The following is a 14,070-nucleotide window of genomic DNA, read 5'->3' as shown; positions in this document are numbered from 1 at the left end:
CGGCCAGCGCCTTGGGCGCATTCACCACCACCATCTTCACTGCACTCGCCTCCCTTCCCTGGGCAAAAAAACGCCTATCTGTTCTCAGTTTATGCCAGAGACAGATAGGCGTTACAATATCCTTCTTTTTACCAGGGTTTCCGTGCCTTGCTCAGCTCATACAGGCGGACATAGCTGCGGTGGCGGCTGGGGGATATCCTCCCCTGCGCCAAGGCCTCCAAGAGGCTGCACCCTTTTTCCTTCACGTGGGCACAGTCCTGAAAGAAACAGCCATCCAGGTAGGGGCGGAACTCTCGAAACGTCCCCGCGAGCGTCCCCGGCTCCCCCAGCTCGCTGCCCTCGGCGTCGAAGGCGGAGAAGCCCGGCGTATCTGCCACCAGCCCCCCCGCCAGGGGGAAGAGCTCCACATGGCGGGTGGTGTGCCGGCCACGGCCCAGTTTGGTGCTGATCTCCCCGGTGGCCAAGCCGAAGTCCGGCTCCAAAGCGTTCAGGATGCTGGACTTCCCCACCCCGGAGTTGCCGGTAAACGCGGAAATCTTCCCAGCGATGAGGCCCCGGAGCTCTTCGATCCCCAGGCCCGTAGCCGCGCTGACCCTCAGGGTCGGGATACCCGCCGCCTCATAGACCTGCACCAGCTCCTCCGGCGCGGCCAAATCCCACTTGTTGAAGCAGAGGATGGGCGTACAGCCCTTGGCCTCCGCCAGGGAGAGGATGCGGTCCGCCAAAAAGGGGTCCGTCACCGGGATGGCCCCGGAGGCAATCACCACCAGCTGGTCGATGTTGGCCACGGCGGGACGCTGGAAGGCATTGCGCCGGGGAAGGATGGCGTCCAGGGCCCCGGAGCCGTCATCCTGGGGGGTGAACTGCACCCGGTCCCCCACCAGGGGGGACTGCTTCTGGTGGCGCAGCTTCCCCCTGGCCCGGCAGGTCACGAGGGCCTCGCCGCTCTGGACGTAATAAAAACCGCTGAGGGCTTTGAGGACGATGCCCTCTTGTTGTATCTTGCGTTCCATCACTCTTGTGACACCAGTGCGCCATCCACATAGACACAGATTTCCTGGCCTTCGGTGTAGCTCACAGGGCGCTTCAGTTCACCGGCAGAGGTGTTCACGGTTTCCTTATAGACCTCAGCCCCGCCTACGGTGATGCGTACCTCCACGGTCTCCTTATCCTCAGGCAACGGCACGGTGATCTCCTTCTCCTTGGTCACTGGCTCCTGGGGTGGTTTGGGGCCTAAGCTGACATGGAGCGTAACGGCGGTCCCCTTGTTTACCTCCTTGCCAATGGCGACACTCTGGTAAACCACCTGTCCCTTGGGTTTGTCACTATCCACATTGCGGACACTGCCAACGGAGAGTCCCAACTCCGCCAGCATAGCCTCCGCCCGATCAATGCTCACCCCTGTCAGCTGGGGGACCACCACAGGCTTGGGGCCTGTACTGACCACCAGATGGACCGTATCCCCTGGCATGAGCTTGGTCCCTTGGTCCGGTTTGAAGGAGATAACCCGGCCTTTCTCCACGTCGTCGCTGGGCTGATACTCCGTGTTGCCGTCCAGTTCCAGGCCAAGCTGCCGAATATCCCTGGTCGCGTCCACCTCCTGGTAGTTGGTGACGTCGATCATCACAATGGGCTCTGGCTCCTGCTTCCCAGTGCTCACCACCACACGGATGATGGAACCCTTTTGCGCCATATTTCCGGGTCCGCCCACCGGGTCCTGGGAAATGATCTTCCCCGCCTCAATCTCTTCGCTGCTCTGCTGCCCTTCCAGAACAATCTTGAAGTTTCCCATAAGCTCCTCGTTGGCCAGGACATCATTGTACACCTGACCCACCAAGTTGGGTACTTCCAGCTCCTCCGCCCGATTGAACAGGCCGCTGAAGAACGCCAGCCACAGGAACAGGGCCACACCCACCAGGCAGACTACGATCACGATGGGGACCACCAGCCGTCGCCGGCCATCGTCCTCCTCGTCCTCCTCATACTCGCTCTCCTGCACCCGCCGTCTGGGTTGGGCGGGACGGGTACGCACCCGTTGACGGGCCAGCTCCCCGGTGTCCCCCAGCTTCTTGGTGGAATCATCCGGCACAGGCTGAACCCCGTGGAAGCTCTGTAGGTCATAACGGAACACCACCCGTGGGTTTTTCCGGAACTCCTCCAGGTCCATGAGCATGGCCTCGGCGTTGAGATAGCGTTGGTCGATACGGGAGGCCATGGCCTTCATGGTGATCTCCTCCAGGCCCACGGGAATCTCTGGGTCGATCTCTGTGGGGGAGAGGGGGGTGGCATTGATGTGTTGGAGGGCCACTGCCACGGGGGTGTCCCCGTCGAAGGGCAGGCGGCCGGTGAGCATCTCATAGAGAACCACCCCGGCGGAGTAGATATCTGCCCTGGCGTCGATATGGCTGCCACGGGCCTGCTCCGGGGAAATATAGTGGACAGAGCCCAAAGCCTCCTGGGTCATGGTCTTTTGGGCGGCGGTCATAATGCGGGCGATGCCGAAGTCGGCCACCTTCACTGTGCCGTCCCGGAGGACCATGATGTTCTGGGGCTTGATGTCCCGGTGAATGATCCCCCGGCTATGGGCGTGGCCCAGGGCCCGGACGATCTGGGTGATGAAGTAGAGGGATTCCTTCCAGTTGATGACCCCCTCCTTCTTCTCCATATACTGCTTGAGGGTGATGCCCTCAATGAGCTCCATAACGATATAGTCGATCTCATCGCCCCGGCTGATGTCATACACCGCCACGATGTTGGGGTGGGAGAGCATGGCGACGGCCTGGGCCTCGTCATGGAAGCGGCGGCGAAACTCCGCGTCGGCAGCCAACTCCCGTTTGAGTATCTTGATGGCCACAAAGCGTTTCAGCCGGTGACAGTAAGCCCGGTAGACCACCGCCATCCCGCCCACGCCAATGGTTTCGAGGATTTCATATCGGTTGTCGAGCATTTTACCGATGTATTGATCCATGGTAACACACTCCTTTACACTTCAGCGAGAACGATGGTCACATTATCTGGTGCGCCGCAGCGCAGGGTCCGGTCCAAAAGACGGGTACAAATCTCCTGGGGTGTACCGCCCTTCTGGTACTCCTCAAAGATCTCCTGGTCCGTGACCTCATTCACCAGCCCATCGGAACATAGGAGGATGGCCTCCCCCTCCTCCACGCTCTCCCGGAACAGGTCGGTTTCCACCATCCGGGCGGTGCCCAGGGCACGGGTAATCAGGTTCTTTTGGGGATGATGCCGGGCCTCCTCCTCCGTCAGATCCCCCCGCTGGACCATTTCCTCCACGATGGAGTGGTCCCGGGTGATCCGGCGGATGCCCTCAGAACTGAGGTGATAGCAGCGGCTGTCCCCCACGTTCACCACCCACAGGTTCTTGCCCCGCAGGAGCAGCCCCACCAGGGTGGTGCCCATGCCGGCGTATTCCGGCTCCTCCTGGGCCAGTTCAAACACAGCCTGGTTGGCCTCCTCCACGGCCTGGACCAGCACGTCCCCCTCCTTTTGAAAGAAGCGGGGCTTCCCGGCGGCCAACAGGTGGTCCCGAAAGTGCTCCACGGCCATGGTGCTGGCAATGTCGCCAGCTCGCGCACCTCCCATGCCGTCGCACACCACGCCCCAGGTGCTCCCAGCCTCTGTGGTGTCATAGGCATAGGAGTCCTGGTTCTCTTTCCGGACGATTCCCTTGTCCGTCAGTCCCCATATCGAAACCATACTCGGTTCCTCTCCTTTCATATCTGCATCGCCTTCCTGCGCAGTTGGCCGCAGGAGGCATCTATATCACTGCCCAAGCGCCGCCGCACGGTGGCGTTCACCCCCCGTTCCAAAAGCTGTTTTTGGAAGGCAGATACCCGGCGGCTGGGCCGCAAAGGGCTCTCCGCCACGTCGTTGAGGGGGATCAGGTTCACATGGGCGCCGCTCCCCGCCAGCTGCTGCCCCAATAGCTTTGCGTGGCGGGGGGTATCGTTGACCCCGTCGATGAGGGCATATTCGTAAGAAATCCGCCGCCCGGTTTGTTCAAAATAGGCCTGGCAGGCCTCCAACAGCGCCGCCACGGGGTAAGCCCGGTTCACGGGCATCAGGGCACTGCGGGTCTCATCGTCCGGCGCGTGGAGGGACACCGACAAGGTCAGCTGCAAGCCCTCCTGGGCCAAGCGCTGGATGCCTGGGATCAGGCCGCAGGTGGACAGGGAGATGTGCCGCATCCCAATGTTGATCCCCTCCGGGTGGTTCACCAGGGTCAAAAAGCGCCGGACATTGTCGTAATTGTCCAAAGGCTCCCCGATTCCCATGAGGACGATGTTGGAAATGGGCTGTCCGGAATCCTTTTGGGTGAATACCACCTGGTCCAGCAGTTCCCCCGCCGTCAGGTCCCGCACCCGGCCCCCCACTGTGGAGGCACAGAAGCTACAGCCCATGGCGCAGCCCACTTGGGAGGAGATGCACACGGAATTGCCGTGGTGATAGCCCATCAAAACCGTTTCGATACAGTTCCCGTCGGACAGCCGCCAGAGATATTTTATGGTCCCGTCCTGTTTTGAGACCTGTTTTCTTTCTATCACCGGGGCAGAAACCCCACCATTGGCGGCAATCCGCTCCCGGAACGCCTTGGGCAGGTCCGTCATCTCCTCCAAAGAGGCAGCGCCCCGGTGGAACCACTGGAAGAGCTGTTTGCCCCGAAAGGCAGGCTGTCCCTGTTCCTTACACCAGGTGGAGAGCTCCTGGGGCGTCATGGATTTCAAATCCGTCATCTCACCGCCCCCTCCTTTTGGAGCCTGCACAGGTAAAAGCCGTCGGTCCCCAGGCGCTGGGGCCAGAGGGTGGTCTCTCCCGCCGTCACCTCTCCCATCGGTCCGGGGAGGGGGAATCCCACCCGACGAAACTCCGGGTGCGCGGAGAGAAAGCGGGCCGTGACAGCCTCGTTCTCTTCCTCACGCAGGGTACAGGTGGAGTAGATCAGCGTCCCCCCAGGGCAGAGGTAACGGGACACGTTTTCTAAAATGTCGTATTGGAGCTCCGGCAGGTCCGCCCAATCCTGAGGGTCCTTGTACCGAATCTCCGGTTTTTTCTGCAAGACACCTAGGCCAGAGCAGGGCACATCTGCCAGGACGGCGTCGAAGCTGCCCTCCCACGCCGGCCGGAACATCCGCCCGTCCACCGTCTGGGCGGTAACGGAGTGTATGCCCAATCTCTGGACCCCCGCCTCAATGAGGGCTTTCTTGTGGGGATGGATGTCACAGGCTATGACCTCCCCCTCATCCTCCATGTCAATGGCCGCGGCAAAGGATTTGCCCCCGGGGGCAGCGCAGGCGTCCAAAACGCGCATTCCCGGCCGGAGCCGGGCGGCCAGGACGGTGAGCCGCGCGGCAGGGTCCTGGACGTAAAACTGTCCGTCCAGATATGCCTGGCGGTGGCTCAGGTCCCCCGTTCCCGTCAAAAGCAGGCAGTCTGGCATCCAGGGGTGGGGCGTTACGGAGACGCCCTCCGCCTCCAAAGCGGCGGCGGTTTCCTCCGCCGTGGTGCGGCAGGTATTCACCTGCACCGCCACGGGAGGCTCCCCATTGTCCCAGCGCAGCAGGGCTTCCAACTCCTCCTCCGGGAGACGTTGGGCCAAAGCCTCCACCAGCCACTTGGGGTGGCTGTAGAGCAGGGACAGGTATTCCAGGGGAGCGCTGCGGTCTAAGGTGGGCAGATTGTCCAAGTGTCGGGCCAGATTGCGAAGGATGCCGTTGGCCATCCCTGCGGCCCGGGGATTCTTGCAATGTCGTTTCACCAGCTCCACCGACTGACTGACGGCGGCTCTGGTGGGTATCTTGTTCAGGAAAAGCATCTGATACAGGCCAATACGCAGGGCACAGCGCAGCTTGCTCTCCATCTTTTTCAGCTTCATGGTAGAGTAGTGCTGGAGATAGTGGTCTAGCAACAGTTGGTTTTGCAGGACCCCAAAGCACAGTTGGGTGGCCAGGGCAGCATCCCGCCGGTCCAGGCCCTTGTCCCGGATGAGCTTTTGCAGTTGTCCACTGCTCCAAGCCCCCCGGCGCTCCATGGCTGTGAGTGTCAATAAAGCCGCCTCTCTCGCCGGCATGGTCCGCCCCTCCTTTCCCTCAATACGTTTACCCCACTGGGATGGGATGGCCCCGGAGGTAGTCGGCGCTCTTCATCCGTTTGCCGCCGTCTGCCTGGAGCTCGTTGATCTGTAAGACCGTCCCATCTCCACAGGCGATGGTCAGGCCGTGCTTGTCCGCAGTGAGCACTGTCCCCGGGGCCTTCCCGGTGGACTGCTCCGCCACTGTGGTGGAAAATATTTTGCAGCGCACCCCGTTGAGCTCCGCCACCGCCGCCGGCCAGGGGATCAGACCCCGAACCTGGTCGTGAAGGGCCCGCGCTGGGCGCTTCCAGTCCATGGGGGACAGAGCCCGGCTGAGCATGGGGGCCAAGGTCACCTGGCTCTCCTCCTGGGGGGTACGCTGGGCGGTCCCCTGGGCCAGGGCATCCACCGTCTCCGTGAGCAGTGCCGCGCCCATCTGAGCCAGGCGGTCGTGGAGGGTCTCCACGGTCTCGTCTGGGTGGATGGGGGTAGCCTGCTGGGCGATGATATCCCCGGCGTCTAAGGCCAGGGCCATATGCATGATGGTCACGCCAGTCTCTGTGTCCCCGTTCAAAATAGCCCAGTTGATGGGAGCCGCCCCCCGGTACTTGGGCAGCAGGGAGGAGTGAACGTTGATGCAGCCCAGAGGGGGCGCGTCTAATATTTCCTGGGGCAGAATGCGCCCATAAGCCGCCACCACAATGAGCTCCGGCCCAAGGCCCTGGATCAATTCCAGGGCGCTGCCGTCCCGGAGCTTGGTGGGCTGGTACACAGGGATGTCGCGGGCTAAAGCGCACTGCTTCACTGGCGGTGCTTGGAGCTTCATCCCCCGGTTTTTGGGCTTATCCGGCTGGGTGAACACCCCCACCACAGTATGGCCTGCCGCCAGGAGTCCCTCCAAAGATGGCACCGCAAAGTCTGGGGTGCCCATAAATAGGATTTTCAATATACTCACCTCCCGGCCTCTTGCCCAGCGGGGATCACGATCCCTGCTGCTCCATGATCTTCTCCACCTCTTCCTCGGTGAGGAGGGGGCCGTCCACCTTTTCGTAGTACATGTGGCCGTCCAGATGTTCAAGCTCATGGCAGAAGCAACGGGCGGTCATACCGCTGCGGTGGTACTCTACAAAATTCCCCTGGCGGTCCTGGGCTTTCACCGTGACCTCCATGGGACGATTCACCACGCCATACATACCGCTGAAGCTCAGGCAGCCTTCAAAGCCCTCCTGCTCCCCGGACTGGCTGACAATCTCTGGATTCACCAGCTCAATATAGCTCTCATCCTCGTCCATCACGATGCAGACCCGGCGGAGGATGCCCACTTGGGGGGCCGCCAGGCCAAGGCCACCGGCGTTTTTCAGGGTCTCGGTCAAATCGCTGAGCAGGGCTGCCAGCTTGTTGTCAAATTTGGTCACGGGATGGCACACCTTGTGCAATGCTGGGTCGTCCTTTTGAAGAATCTGTCTATTCATGTCTGCTCGTTCCTTCCTTGCTGTCAATTTTCAAGTCACATGTTATTTCTATAATAATGTGGACATCCCCATAGGTCAGTCCATCGGGTTTACGTCGATAAACAGGGAGAGGCCGCGGTTCACCTGGTCCTGCTGGGCCAGGCGCAGGAGCTGGGCCAGGGTTGCCCGGGCATCCTTGTCGTTTTGGCACTTGACCATAAGGCAGTAGCGGTAGCGGTTGTTCACCTTGAGCACCCCTGCTGGGGCGGGGCCCAACACCTCGGTCTCCCTCCCCTGCTGCCGCCGCTGCTGGGCCCAGGGCTCTAAGCTCCGGCGGAGCACAGCGCACAGGCGCAGGACCTGGCTCTCCTCCCCGCCGGAAGCGGTGATGCGGAAGAGGTCCGTGAAGGGGGGAAAGCGGAGCAGGGCTCGCATCTGCTGTTCTCCCTGGTAAAAGCTGTCATAGTCCTGGCGGGCAGCCAAGGCGATGACGTCGTTGTCTGGCGTCCAGGTCTGGATCACTGCCCGTCCGGGCTTCTCTCCCCGCCCTGCCCGACCCACCACTTGGGTCAGCAGGGAAAAGGTCCGCTCCGCGGAACGGTAGTTGTCGCTGTACAGTGACAGGTCCGCATCCACCACCCCCACCAGGGTCACGTTGGGGAAATCCAGACCCTTGGCCACCATCTGGGTCCCTAGAAGAATGGGGATGTTTTTCTTGCGAAAGCGATCCAACAACACCTCGTGGGACTGGGTGGCAGAGACGGTGTCCGCGTCCATGCGCATGAGTTCCGTGTCTGGGTAAAGGCTGTGTAACTCCTCTTGGAGCTTTTGGGTCCCCATCCCTACGAACGCATAGCGTCCGCTGCACTGGGGACATATCTGGGGCAGGGGCTGGGAGTAGCCACAGTAGTGGCACATCAGCCGGCCATTGGCGCTGTGGTAGGTCAGATGGACGGAACAGCGGGGACAGCTTGGGGCCTCCCCGCACTGCCCACACACCGCCATGCGGCTGTTGCCCCGGCGGTTCAAAAATAGGATACTCTGTTCTCCCCGGCGCAAATTCTCCTCCAACTCCTCCCGGAGAAGTTGCGAGAGCCCCATGTTCCCCTGGCGCAGCTCTTGTTTCATGTCTGCCAAGAGCACTGTGGGGAGCTGGTGGGCATTGAAGCGCTGGGGGAGTGTAAAGAGACGATACTGCCCCTCCTGGGCGGCGTAACGGCTTTCCACCGCCGGGGTGGCAGAGCCTAGCAGCAGCAGGGCCTTATGCTGGGTGCAGCGGAGCTTGGCCACCTCCCGGGCATGGTAGCGCACCATGCTCTCGGACTGGTAACTGCTCTCCTGCTCCTCATCCAGAACGATAAGGCCGATGTCCGCCAAGGGGGCGAACACAGCGGAGCGGGTGCCGATAACCACCTGGGCCTTTCCGTCCCGGATGCGCTTCCACTCATCGTACCGGGCCCCAGTGGGCAGGCAGCTATGGAGCACAGCCACCTTCCGTCCAAAATGGGCGATGAACAGCCGCAGCAGGCTGGGGGTCAAACCGATCTCCGGCACAAGCACCATGGCCCCCCGTCCTGCCTCCAACACCTGCTGGATCAGATGGAGGTACACTTGGGTCTTGCCGCTGCCGGTGACACCGTAGAGCAGGGCCGCCTTGGGGGCACCCTCCGCCAGCAGGGCAGATAACCCCTGATAGGCCGCCTGTTGGGCCTCGTTGAGGGGGGAGAGGGGTTGGAGCTCCCCCACCTCTGGCAATTCATAGCGGAACGCCTCTCGCTCCTCTAAGGTCAAAATGCCGCTTTTTTCCAAACTTTTGATGGTCTGCATAGACGCGCCGGTGAAGTAGCACAGCTCCTTCACACTGGCACTGCCTATGCCACAGAGCAGCTCCGTCACCTGGCAGCGCATGGGGGCGGAGCGCCGGCGGGGCTCCACCAGGGCCATGGCGTCGGCGGGCTCCATGGCCAGCACCGCCACCTTCTCCGTCTTGTCCCCTACCTTCCGCTTGGCCTGGGCCTGGCGCAGCACCAGCCCCGCCTGTACCAAACGGCCCAGCACCCGGCGGGGTTCCGTCATTTGAGGCAGGGCGGCGATCTGGGCCAGCTCCGCCTGGCCACCGCAGGCGTAGAGCAATTCTATCACCTGCCGGCCCTTGGGGTCCTGGGCCACCGCCTGCTCCACCGCCTCCCGGTCCAAGCCGGGAGCCAGGGCACAAACCTCTTTTAGCCCATACCAAAGCCCCGTGGGCAGCATGACCATGGCCGCAGCGTAGACGGTACAGAAAAACCGCTCCCGCATCCACAGCGCCAGGCGCAGGCCTTCGCCGTTGAGCACTGGCTGCTGGTCCAACAGGACTGAAATGACCTTCAACTTCTCCCCGTCCTCCCCCTGAGACAGGGAGAGGACCAAACCCTCGCTGGGCCGGTTCCCACGGCCAAAGGGGGCCAGCACCCGCATACCAGGGGCCAAACGGCCCTCCAACTCCGTGGGAACCCGGTAGGTATAGGGGCGGTCGATGGCAAAGGTGGCGGCGGACAGGGCAAGTTTTGCAGTCAGCATAGCGTTTCCGGTCTTTCTATCCCGCCCTCAAAGGGGGTCATTCCTCACTGTCGTCTTCCTCGTATTCCTCAACAAGTTCCAGCTCCGCCTCCTGGATGGGCTCCTCTGGCTCCGAGGGCTCCCCTGCGGCGATCTCCTGGATGGCGATGCTGACAGGCTTATCCTCTAGCATGATATCCTCCCGTTCTGCCTGGGAGGCGATCTTCCTGGCTCGGGCCGCCACCACGTTCACCAGCTGATACCGGCTGGGCACCTTTTCCAACAGTTCATTCATGGCAGGATACAGCATCATAACGCATTACACTCCTTCAATTTCATGGATCCGTCTTTCCTTCCGGCAGCCCTGGGCGGTGAGGATGGCTAAGACCTCCTGGGCCGCATGGTCCACCGTGTCGTTGACCACGATGTAGTCGTAATTCTTGATCTCCTTGGCCTCCCGGCGGGCGGTTTCCAGACGCTTTTGGATTTTCTCCTCGCTGTCCGTCCCCCGGCCCCGAAGGCGCTGGGCCAGTTCTTCAAAGGAAGGGGGAACAATGAACACAGAAGCCGCGTCTGGCAGCCGTTCCCGGACCTTGGCGGCCCCCTGGACCTCAATGTCCAGGAGAACGTCCACGCCCTGTTCCAATTTCTCCCGGATGACGGTCATGGAGGTGCCGTAGTAGTTGCCCACGTATTCCGCATACTCCAAGAATTCTCCCCGTTCAATCCGTGCTTGAAACTCCTCCCGGCTGATGAAGGTATAATTTACCCCATCCACCTCCCCCGGCCTGGGGGCCCGGGTGGTGCAGGAAACAGAAAAGTACAGTTCCGGCCGTTGTTCCAGCACCTGGGCAATGATTGTGCTTTTTCCTACCCCGGAGGACCCGGAGAGCACCAGCAGTGTTCCTTTGTTCATTCTTCTTCCTCCCCCGCTTCTTCCTCTCGTCCGTTCAGCCGCCCCGCCACGGTCTCTGGTTGGAGGGCTGAGAGGATGAGGTGGTCGCTGTCTGTAATCAGTACCGCCCGTGTCCGCCGTCCATAGGTAGCGTCGATGAGGATGCCCCGGTCCCGGGCCTCCTGCACCATACGCTTGATAGGGGCGGACTCCGGGCTGACAATGGCGATGAGCCGTCCGGCGGAGACCATGTTGCCAAAGCCGATATTGATGAGCTTCATCGCCCTTCCTCCTATTCGATGTTCTGCACCTGCTCCCGGATCTTCTCGATCTCCCCCTTGAGCTCCACCACCACCCGGGCCAGGGCCACGTCGCTGCACTTGGACCCGATGGTGTTGGCCTCCCGGTTGAACTCTTGGATGAGGAAATCCAGCTTCCGGCCGATGGCTCCGCCCTGGCTGAGCATCTCCTCCAACTGGGAGAGATGGCTGCGCAGGCGGACGGTCTCCTCATCCACAGAGACCTTGTCGGCAAAGATGGCCGCCTCGGTCAAAATCCGGCTCTCGTCCAGTTGGGTATTGCCCAAAACCTCCTCCATGCGTTGGAGAAGCTTTTGGCGGTATTCCGCCACGGTCTCCGGGGAACGGGCCTCCACCTGCCCCACCAGGGCGGCAATGTTAGCGGCCTTGGCGCGCAGGTCGGCACAGAGCTTCTCCCCCTCCCGGGTACGCATGGCGTTGAAGCCCTCCAAAGCCTGGGACAGCACTTCCTTGATATCCTCCGCGATCAGGTCCGTGTCTGCCTCCTCCTTTTCCACCAACAGCACATCAGGGAAACGGGAGAGGAGGGAGACAGAGAGGTCGTCTTTTAGGCTGTAGGTCTGGGCCAATTCCTTCAATGCCGCGTAGTAGCCGTCGGCCACCGGGCGGTTGACCTTGACGTTGATCTGGTCAGCGGCGGAGCTATCGATGCTCACAAACACATCCAGCTTGCCCCGGCCTACATTCTTTTGCACCAGGGCCTTGATGCCCTCCTCGGCAAAGACATAGAGCCGCGGAATCTTCACGGCGCAGTCCAGATAACGATTGTTCACGGCACGCACTTCCACCGTGATGCTGCGCCCGTGGAGCACAGCCTCCCCCCGGCCGTAGCCGGTCATGCTTCGGATCACGGAAACCACCTCATTTTTTCTCTTTCGTTTTCATCCAGGCTCAGTTGGTGCAGGAGTTGCACAGGCAGTTCAGGCAGCACATGGTGGTGCAGAGGGTGGCCATATCGTTGCCGGCATAGGCCCCCCGGTTCATCTGCATCCCCATATTGTTCATGGCCTGGCGGTACTCGATGTTGCCGGGGTCCATATTACAGGCCGTCATAAAGTTCTGCCGGGCGTCATCCAACCACCCCCGGCGGTAAGAGACCACCCCCATCAGGTAGTACCACTCCGCAGAGTTGGTGCGGGAAGTTCGCAGGATACGCTCCGCCTCCATGATATTGCCCTGGTTGAGGAGCTGGCGGACCTGGGCAAAGGCTGGGCTGCCGCTGCTGTAGTGGGCGCCCCCCGTCCCGCCGGGGTTGCCATAGTTCCCAGAGGCCTGGTAGCCCCCCTGGGTACGCATCTTCACGATGGCGTCGTAGGCCTCGTTGATCTCTTTCATCTTGGCCTCTGCCAGATCGGCCAGGGGATTGTTGTTGTAGTTGTCTGGGTGATATTTTTTCACCAATTCCCGATAGGCCCGCTTGATCTCTTCATCACTGGCAGAGGCATTGACACCCAATACGGTATAGGGATCGTTCATAGGGATCGTCTCCTTATTCTTCCTGCGCCCCAGACGTGCCGGGGGGCAGGGAATTCAGTCTCTTTTTCTGTCTCATCCATCTCTTTCTATCTTTCCATTGGCCTGTAAACACGGCCTCCTCCACCACAGGCAGGCCTGTGTGGAGGATATGCCCCAACAAGCTCTCCCACACGCCCCAGTCCAGCAGGGCGTAGGCTGTGTTGGCCAGTCCCAAGGAGGCATGCATGGTCTCCCGAAGGGCCTGCTGCTCCTCCTCCGCCTGGGGGCCATAACGGGCCAGAAGGGGATTGTAATTCCCCTGGGACCGATCCTCCTCTAGGTCGTCGAAGGCATCCGCTAAGTAGACCCACCGTCCCACGTGGTATAGGATCTGGCCAATCCCGCTGCGGCGGGCGGCAGGCTCCGTGTCCGTAGCCGCCCCCTGCAAAATCCGGGCAAAGGTATCCGCTGGACGGTCCAGCGAGGGGATGTTCTCCGCCTCCAACTGGTGCAGCTCTTCCAGGCAGCCCCGAACCAGGCCATCAAATTCCCGCCGGTAGGCCGCAGCCTTCCGGTAATGCCGGCCCAGAGCCAGGCAGGCCAGCCGGCTGCCCAGGCGTTCCCAGAGACCGCCATCCCGTAAGCTGTCCTGAAGCTTCCACCAGGTCAAGATCACGCTGGCGTCCGCTGCCGCCTCTAGGGCTGGGTCTGCCTGCCAGCAAGGCTTTTTTGTCCAGGGCTTGGCTGGGCAGGCATGGCAGGGAAACTCCCCCGCCTCCTCCGGCTGGGCCAAAAGGAGAGCGAGAAAGACGAAATCATAGTTCAAAATCAGGCGGGCACTCCACCCAAAGCGCTTCCCCAGGGTGCGGCACAGGCCACAGTAGACCCCTTCATAGCGCTGGGCATCCTCCGGGCTGAGCACCGCGGGCAGGGCCTTTACGTACCCGAACATGCCCGCTTGACCTCCACAATATGGAAGCGCAGCCCGTTGACCTTTTTCATGTGCCGGTCCCAGAGGACGGCCAGGAGAATCCCCAACACAAAGCCCAGGGCCCCGATGAGTAGCTGCGCCCCCTCCCCGCCCAGGGAAGCGGCAGCGGCGATGCAGTAAAACACCAGGAGCAACGCCAGGGGCAGGAGGTAGACAATGGCCGCCGTCTTGAAAAACGCGGCGTTTTCACTGCGCAGCTTCACCAGGTCACCGGGGCCTGCCTGGGCGTCGTTGTAGGCAGTGACCACATTTTGGGTCCGGGTCATCATCTTCTCGCAGCCAGCGCATTCCGAACAGCTATGGGCGGCACCGCAGGCGGTCTCCCGCTCCAC

Annotated in this window: 15 protein-coding genes; all 15 read right to left on the bottom strand. The window is 61.6% G+C overall.

Annotation, left to right across the window (positions count from 1 at the left end):
* Positions 1-128 precede the first annotated feature (128 nt).
* Positions 129-1,013, bottom strand: a complete 885-nt coding sequence (gene rsgA, locus ACTOZL_RS06040; RefSeq protein WP_482477274.1) for a ribosome small subunit-dependent GTPase A — start codon at positions 1,011-1,013, stop codon at positions 129-131.
* A complete protein-coding gene (pknB, locus tag ACTOZL_RS06035; RefSeq protein WP_482477272.1) occupies positions 1,013-2,968 on the bottom strand; it encodes a Stk1 family PASTA domain-containing Ser/Thr kinase in 1,956 nt (651 codons plus the stop codon). Before pknB ends, rsgA begins: the two co-directional genes overlap by 1 nt.
* 14 nt (positions 2,969-2,982) lie before the next feature.
* Positions 2,983-3,714, bottom strand: coding sequence for a Stp1/IreP family PP2C-type Ser/Thr phosphatase (locus ACTOZL_RS06030; RefSeq protein WP_482477271.1), 732 nt, complete (start codon positions 3,712-3,714; stop codon positions 2,983-2,985).
* Between the two features lie 17 nt (positions 3,715-3,731).
* Positions 3,732-4,751 carry a dual-specificity RNA methyltransferase RlmN gene (rlmN, locus tag ACTOZL_RS06025; protein WP_482477270.1) on the bottom strand — a complete coding sequence of 340 codons (1,020 nt, stop codon included), beginning with the start codon at positions 4,749-4,751 and terminating at the stop codon, positions 3,732-3,734.
* A complete protein-coding gene (rsmB, locus tag ACTOZL_RS06020; RefSeq protein ID WP_482477269.1) occupies positions 4,748-6,085 on the bottom strand; it encodes a 16S rRNA (cytosine(967)-C(5))-methyltransferase RsmB in 1,338 nt (445 codons plus the stop codon). Before rsmB ends, rlmN begins: the two co-directional genes overlap by 4 nt.
* A gap of 28 nt (positions 6,086-6,113) precedes the next feature.
* Positions 6,114-7,034, bottom strand: a complete 921-nt coding sequence (fmt, locus tag ACTOZL_RS06015; protein WP_482477300.1) for a methionyl-tRNA formyltransferase — start codon at positions 7,032-7,034, stop codon at positions 6,114-6,116.
* A 34-nt stretch (positions 7,035-7,068) separates the two neighbouring features.
* Positions 7,069-7,560: a peptide deformylase gene (def, locus tag ACTOZL_RS06010; RefSeq protein WP_482477267.1), complete on the bottom strand. Its 492-nt coding sequence runs from the start codon at positions 7,558-7,560 to the stop codon at positions 7,069-7,071.
* Between the two features lie 75 nt (positions 7,561-7,635).
* A complete protein-coding gene (gene priA, locus ACTOZL_RS06005; RefSeq protein ID WP_482477266.1) occupies positions 7,636-10,098 on the bottom strand; it encodes a replication restart helicase PriA in 2,463 nt (820 codons plus the stop codon).
* Between the two features lie 37 nt (positions 10,099-10,135).
* Positions 10,136-10,390 carry a DNA-directed RNA polymerase subunit omega gene (rpoZ, locus tag ACTOZL_RS06000; RefSeq protein ID WP_482477265.1) on the bottom strand — a complete coding sequence of 85 codons (255 nt, stop codon included), beginning with the start codon at positions 10,388-10,390 and terminating at the stop codon, positions 10,136-10,138.
* 6 nt (positions 10,391-10,396) lie between these two features.
* Positions 10,397-10,993, bottom strand: a complete 597-nt coding sequence (gene gmk / locus ACTOZL_RS05995; RefSeq protein ID WP_482477264.1) for a guanylate kinase — start codon at positions 10,991-10,993, stop codon at positions 10,397-10,399.
* On the bottom strand, positions 10,990-11,253 hold the full coding sequence (gene remA, locus ACTOZL_RS05990) for an extracellular matrix/biofilm regulator RemA (protein WP_482477263.1): 264 nt from the start codon (positions 11,251-11,253) through the stop codon (positions 10,990-10,992). The genes gmk and remA overlap by 4 nt, the downstream gene beginning before the upstream one ends.
* Before the next feature lie 11 nt (positions 11,254-11,264).
* Positions 11,265-12,143, bottom strand: a complete 879-nt coding sequence (locus ACTOZL_RS05985) for a YicC/YloC family endoribonuclease (RefSeq protein ID WP_482477262.1) — start codon at positions 12,141-12,143, stop codon at positions 11,265-11,267.
* Between the two features lie 40 nt (positions 12,144-12,183).
* Positions 12,184-12,768, bottom strand: coding sequence for a J domain-containing protein (locus tag ACTOZL_RS05980; protein WP_482477261.1), 585 nt, complete (start codon positions 12,766-12,768; stop codon positions 12,184-12,186).
* Positions 12,769-12,781: 13 nt separating this feature from the next.
* A complete protein-coding gene (locus ACTOZL_RS05975) occupies positions 12,782-13,699 on the bottom strand; it encodes a DUF5685 family protein (RefSeq protein WP_482477260.1) in 918 nt (305 codons plus the stop codon).
* Positions 13,684-14,070: SoxR reducing system RseC family protein (locus ACTOZL_RS05970; RefSeq protein ID WP_482477259.1), on the bottom strand; the 387-nt coding region annotated here is incomplete at its 5' end. The genes ACTOZL_RS05970 and ACTOZL_RS05975, both read right to left, overlap by 16 nt.

It is taken from the genome of Evtepia sp., assembly GCF_056797215.1.
This window is presented reverse-complemented; position numbering and strand designations above follow the sequence as displayed.

Bases quoted from the DNA above. Each gene is read 5' to 3' on its own strand.
- rsgA (WP_482477274.1), bottom strand. From the start codon at position 1,013: ATGGAACGCAAGATACAACAAGAGGGCATCGTCCTCAAAGCCCTCAGC.
- pknB (WP_482477272.1), bottom strand. From the start codon at position 2,968: ATGGATCAATACATCGGTAAAATGCTCGACAACCGATATGAAATCCTC.
- ACTOZL_RS06030 (WP_482477271.1), bottom strand. From the start codon at position 3,714: ATGGTTTCGATATGGGGACTGACGGACAAGGGAATCGTCCGGAAAGAG.
- rlmN (WP_482477270.1), bottom strand. From the start codon at position 4,751: ATGACGGATTTGAAATCCATGACGCCCCAGGAGCTCTCCACCTGGTGT.
- rsmB (WP_482477269.1), bottom strand. From the start codon at position 6,085: ATGCCGGCGAGAGAGGCGGCTTTATTGACACTCACAGCCATGGAGCGC.
- def (WP_482477267.1), bottom strand. From the start codon at position 7,560: ATGAATAGACAGATTCTTCAAAAGGACGACCCAGCATTGCACAAGGTG.
- priA (WP_482477266.1), bottom strand. From the start codon at position 10,098: ATGCTGACTGCAAAACTTGCCCTGTCCGCCGCCACCTTTGCCATCGAC.
- rpoZ (WP_482477265.1), bottom strand. From the start codon at position 10,390: ATGATGCTGTATCCTGCCATGAATGAACTGTTGGAAAAGGTGCCCAGC.
- gmk (WP_482477264.1), bottom strand. From the start codon at position 10,993: ATGAACAAAGGAACACTGCTGGTGCTCTCCGGGTCCTCCGGGGTAGGA.
- remA (WP_482477263.1), bottom strand. From the start codon at position 11,253: ATGAAGCTCATCAATATCGGCTTTGGCAACATGGTCTCCGCCGGACGG.
- ACTOZL_RS05980 (WP_482477261.1), bottom strand. From the start codon at position 12,768: ATGAACGATCCCTATACCGTATTGGGTGTCAATGCCTCTGCCAGTGAT.
- ACTOZL_RS05975 (WP_482477260.1), bottom strand. From the start codon at position 13,699: ATGTTCGGGTACGTAAAGGCCCTGCCCGCGGTGCTCAGCCCGGAGGAT.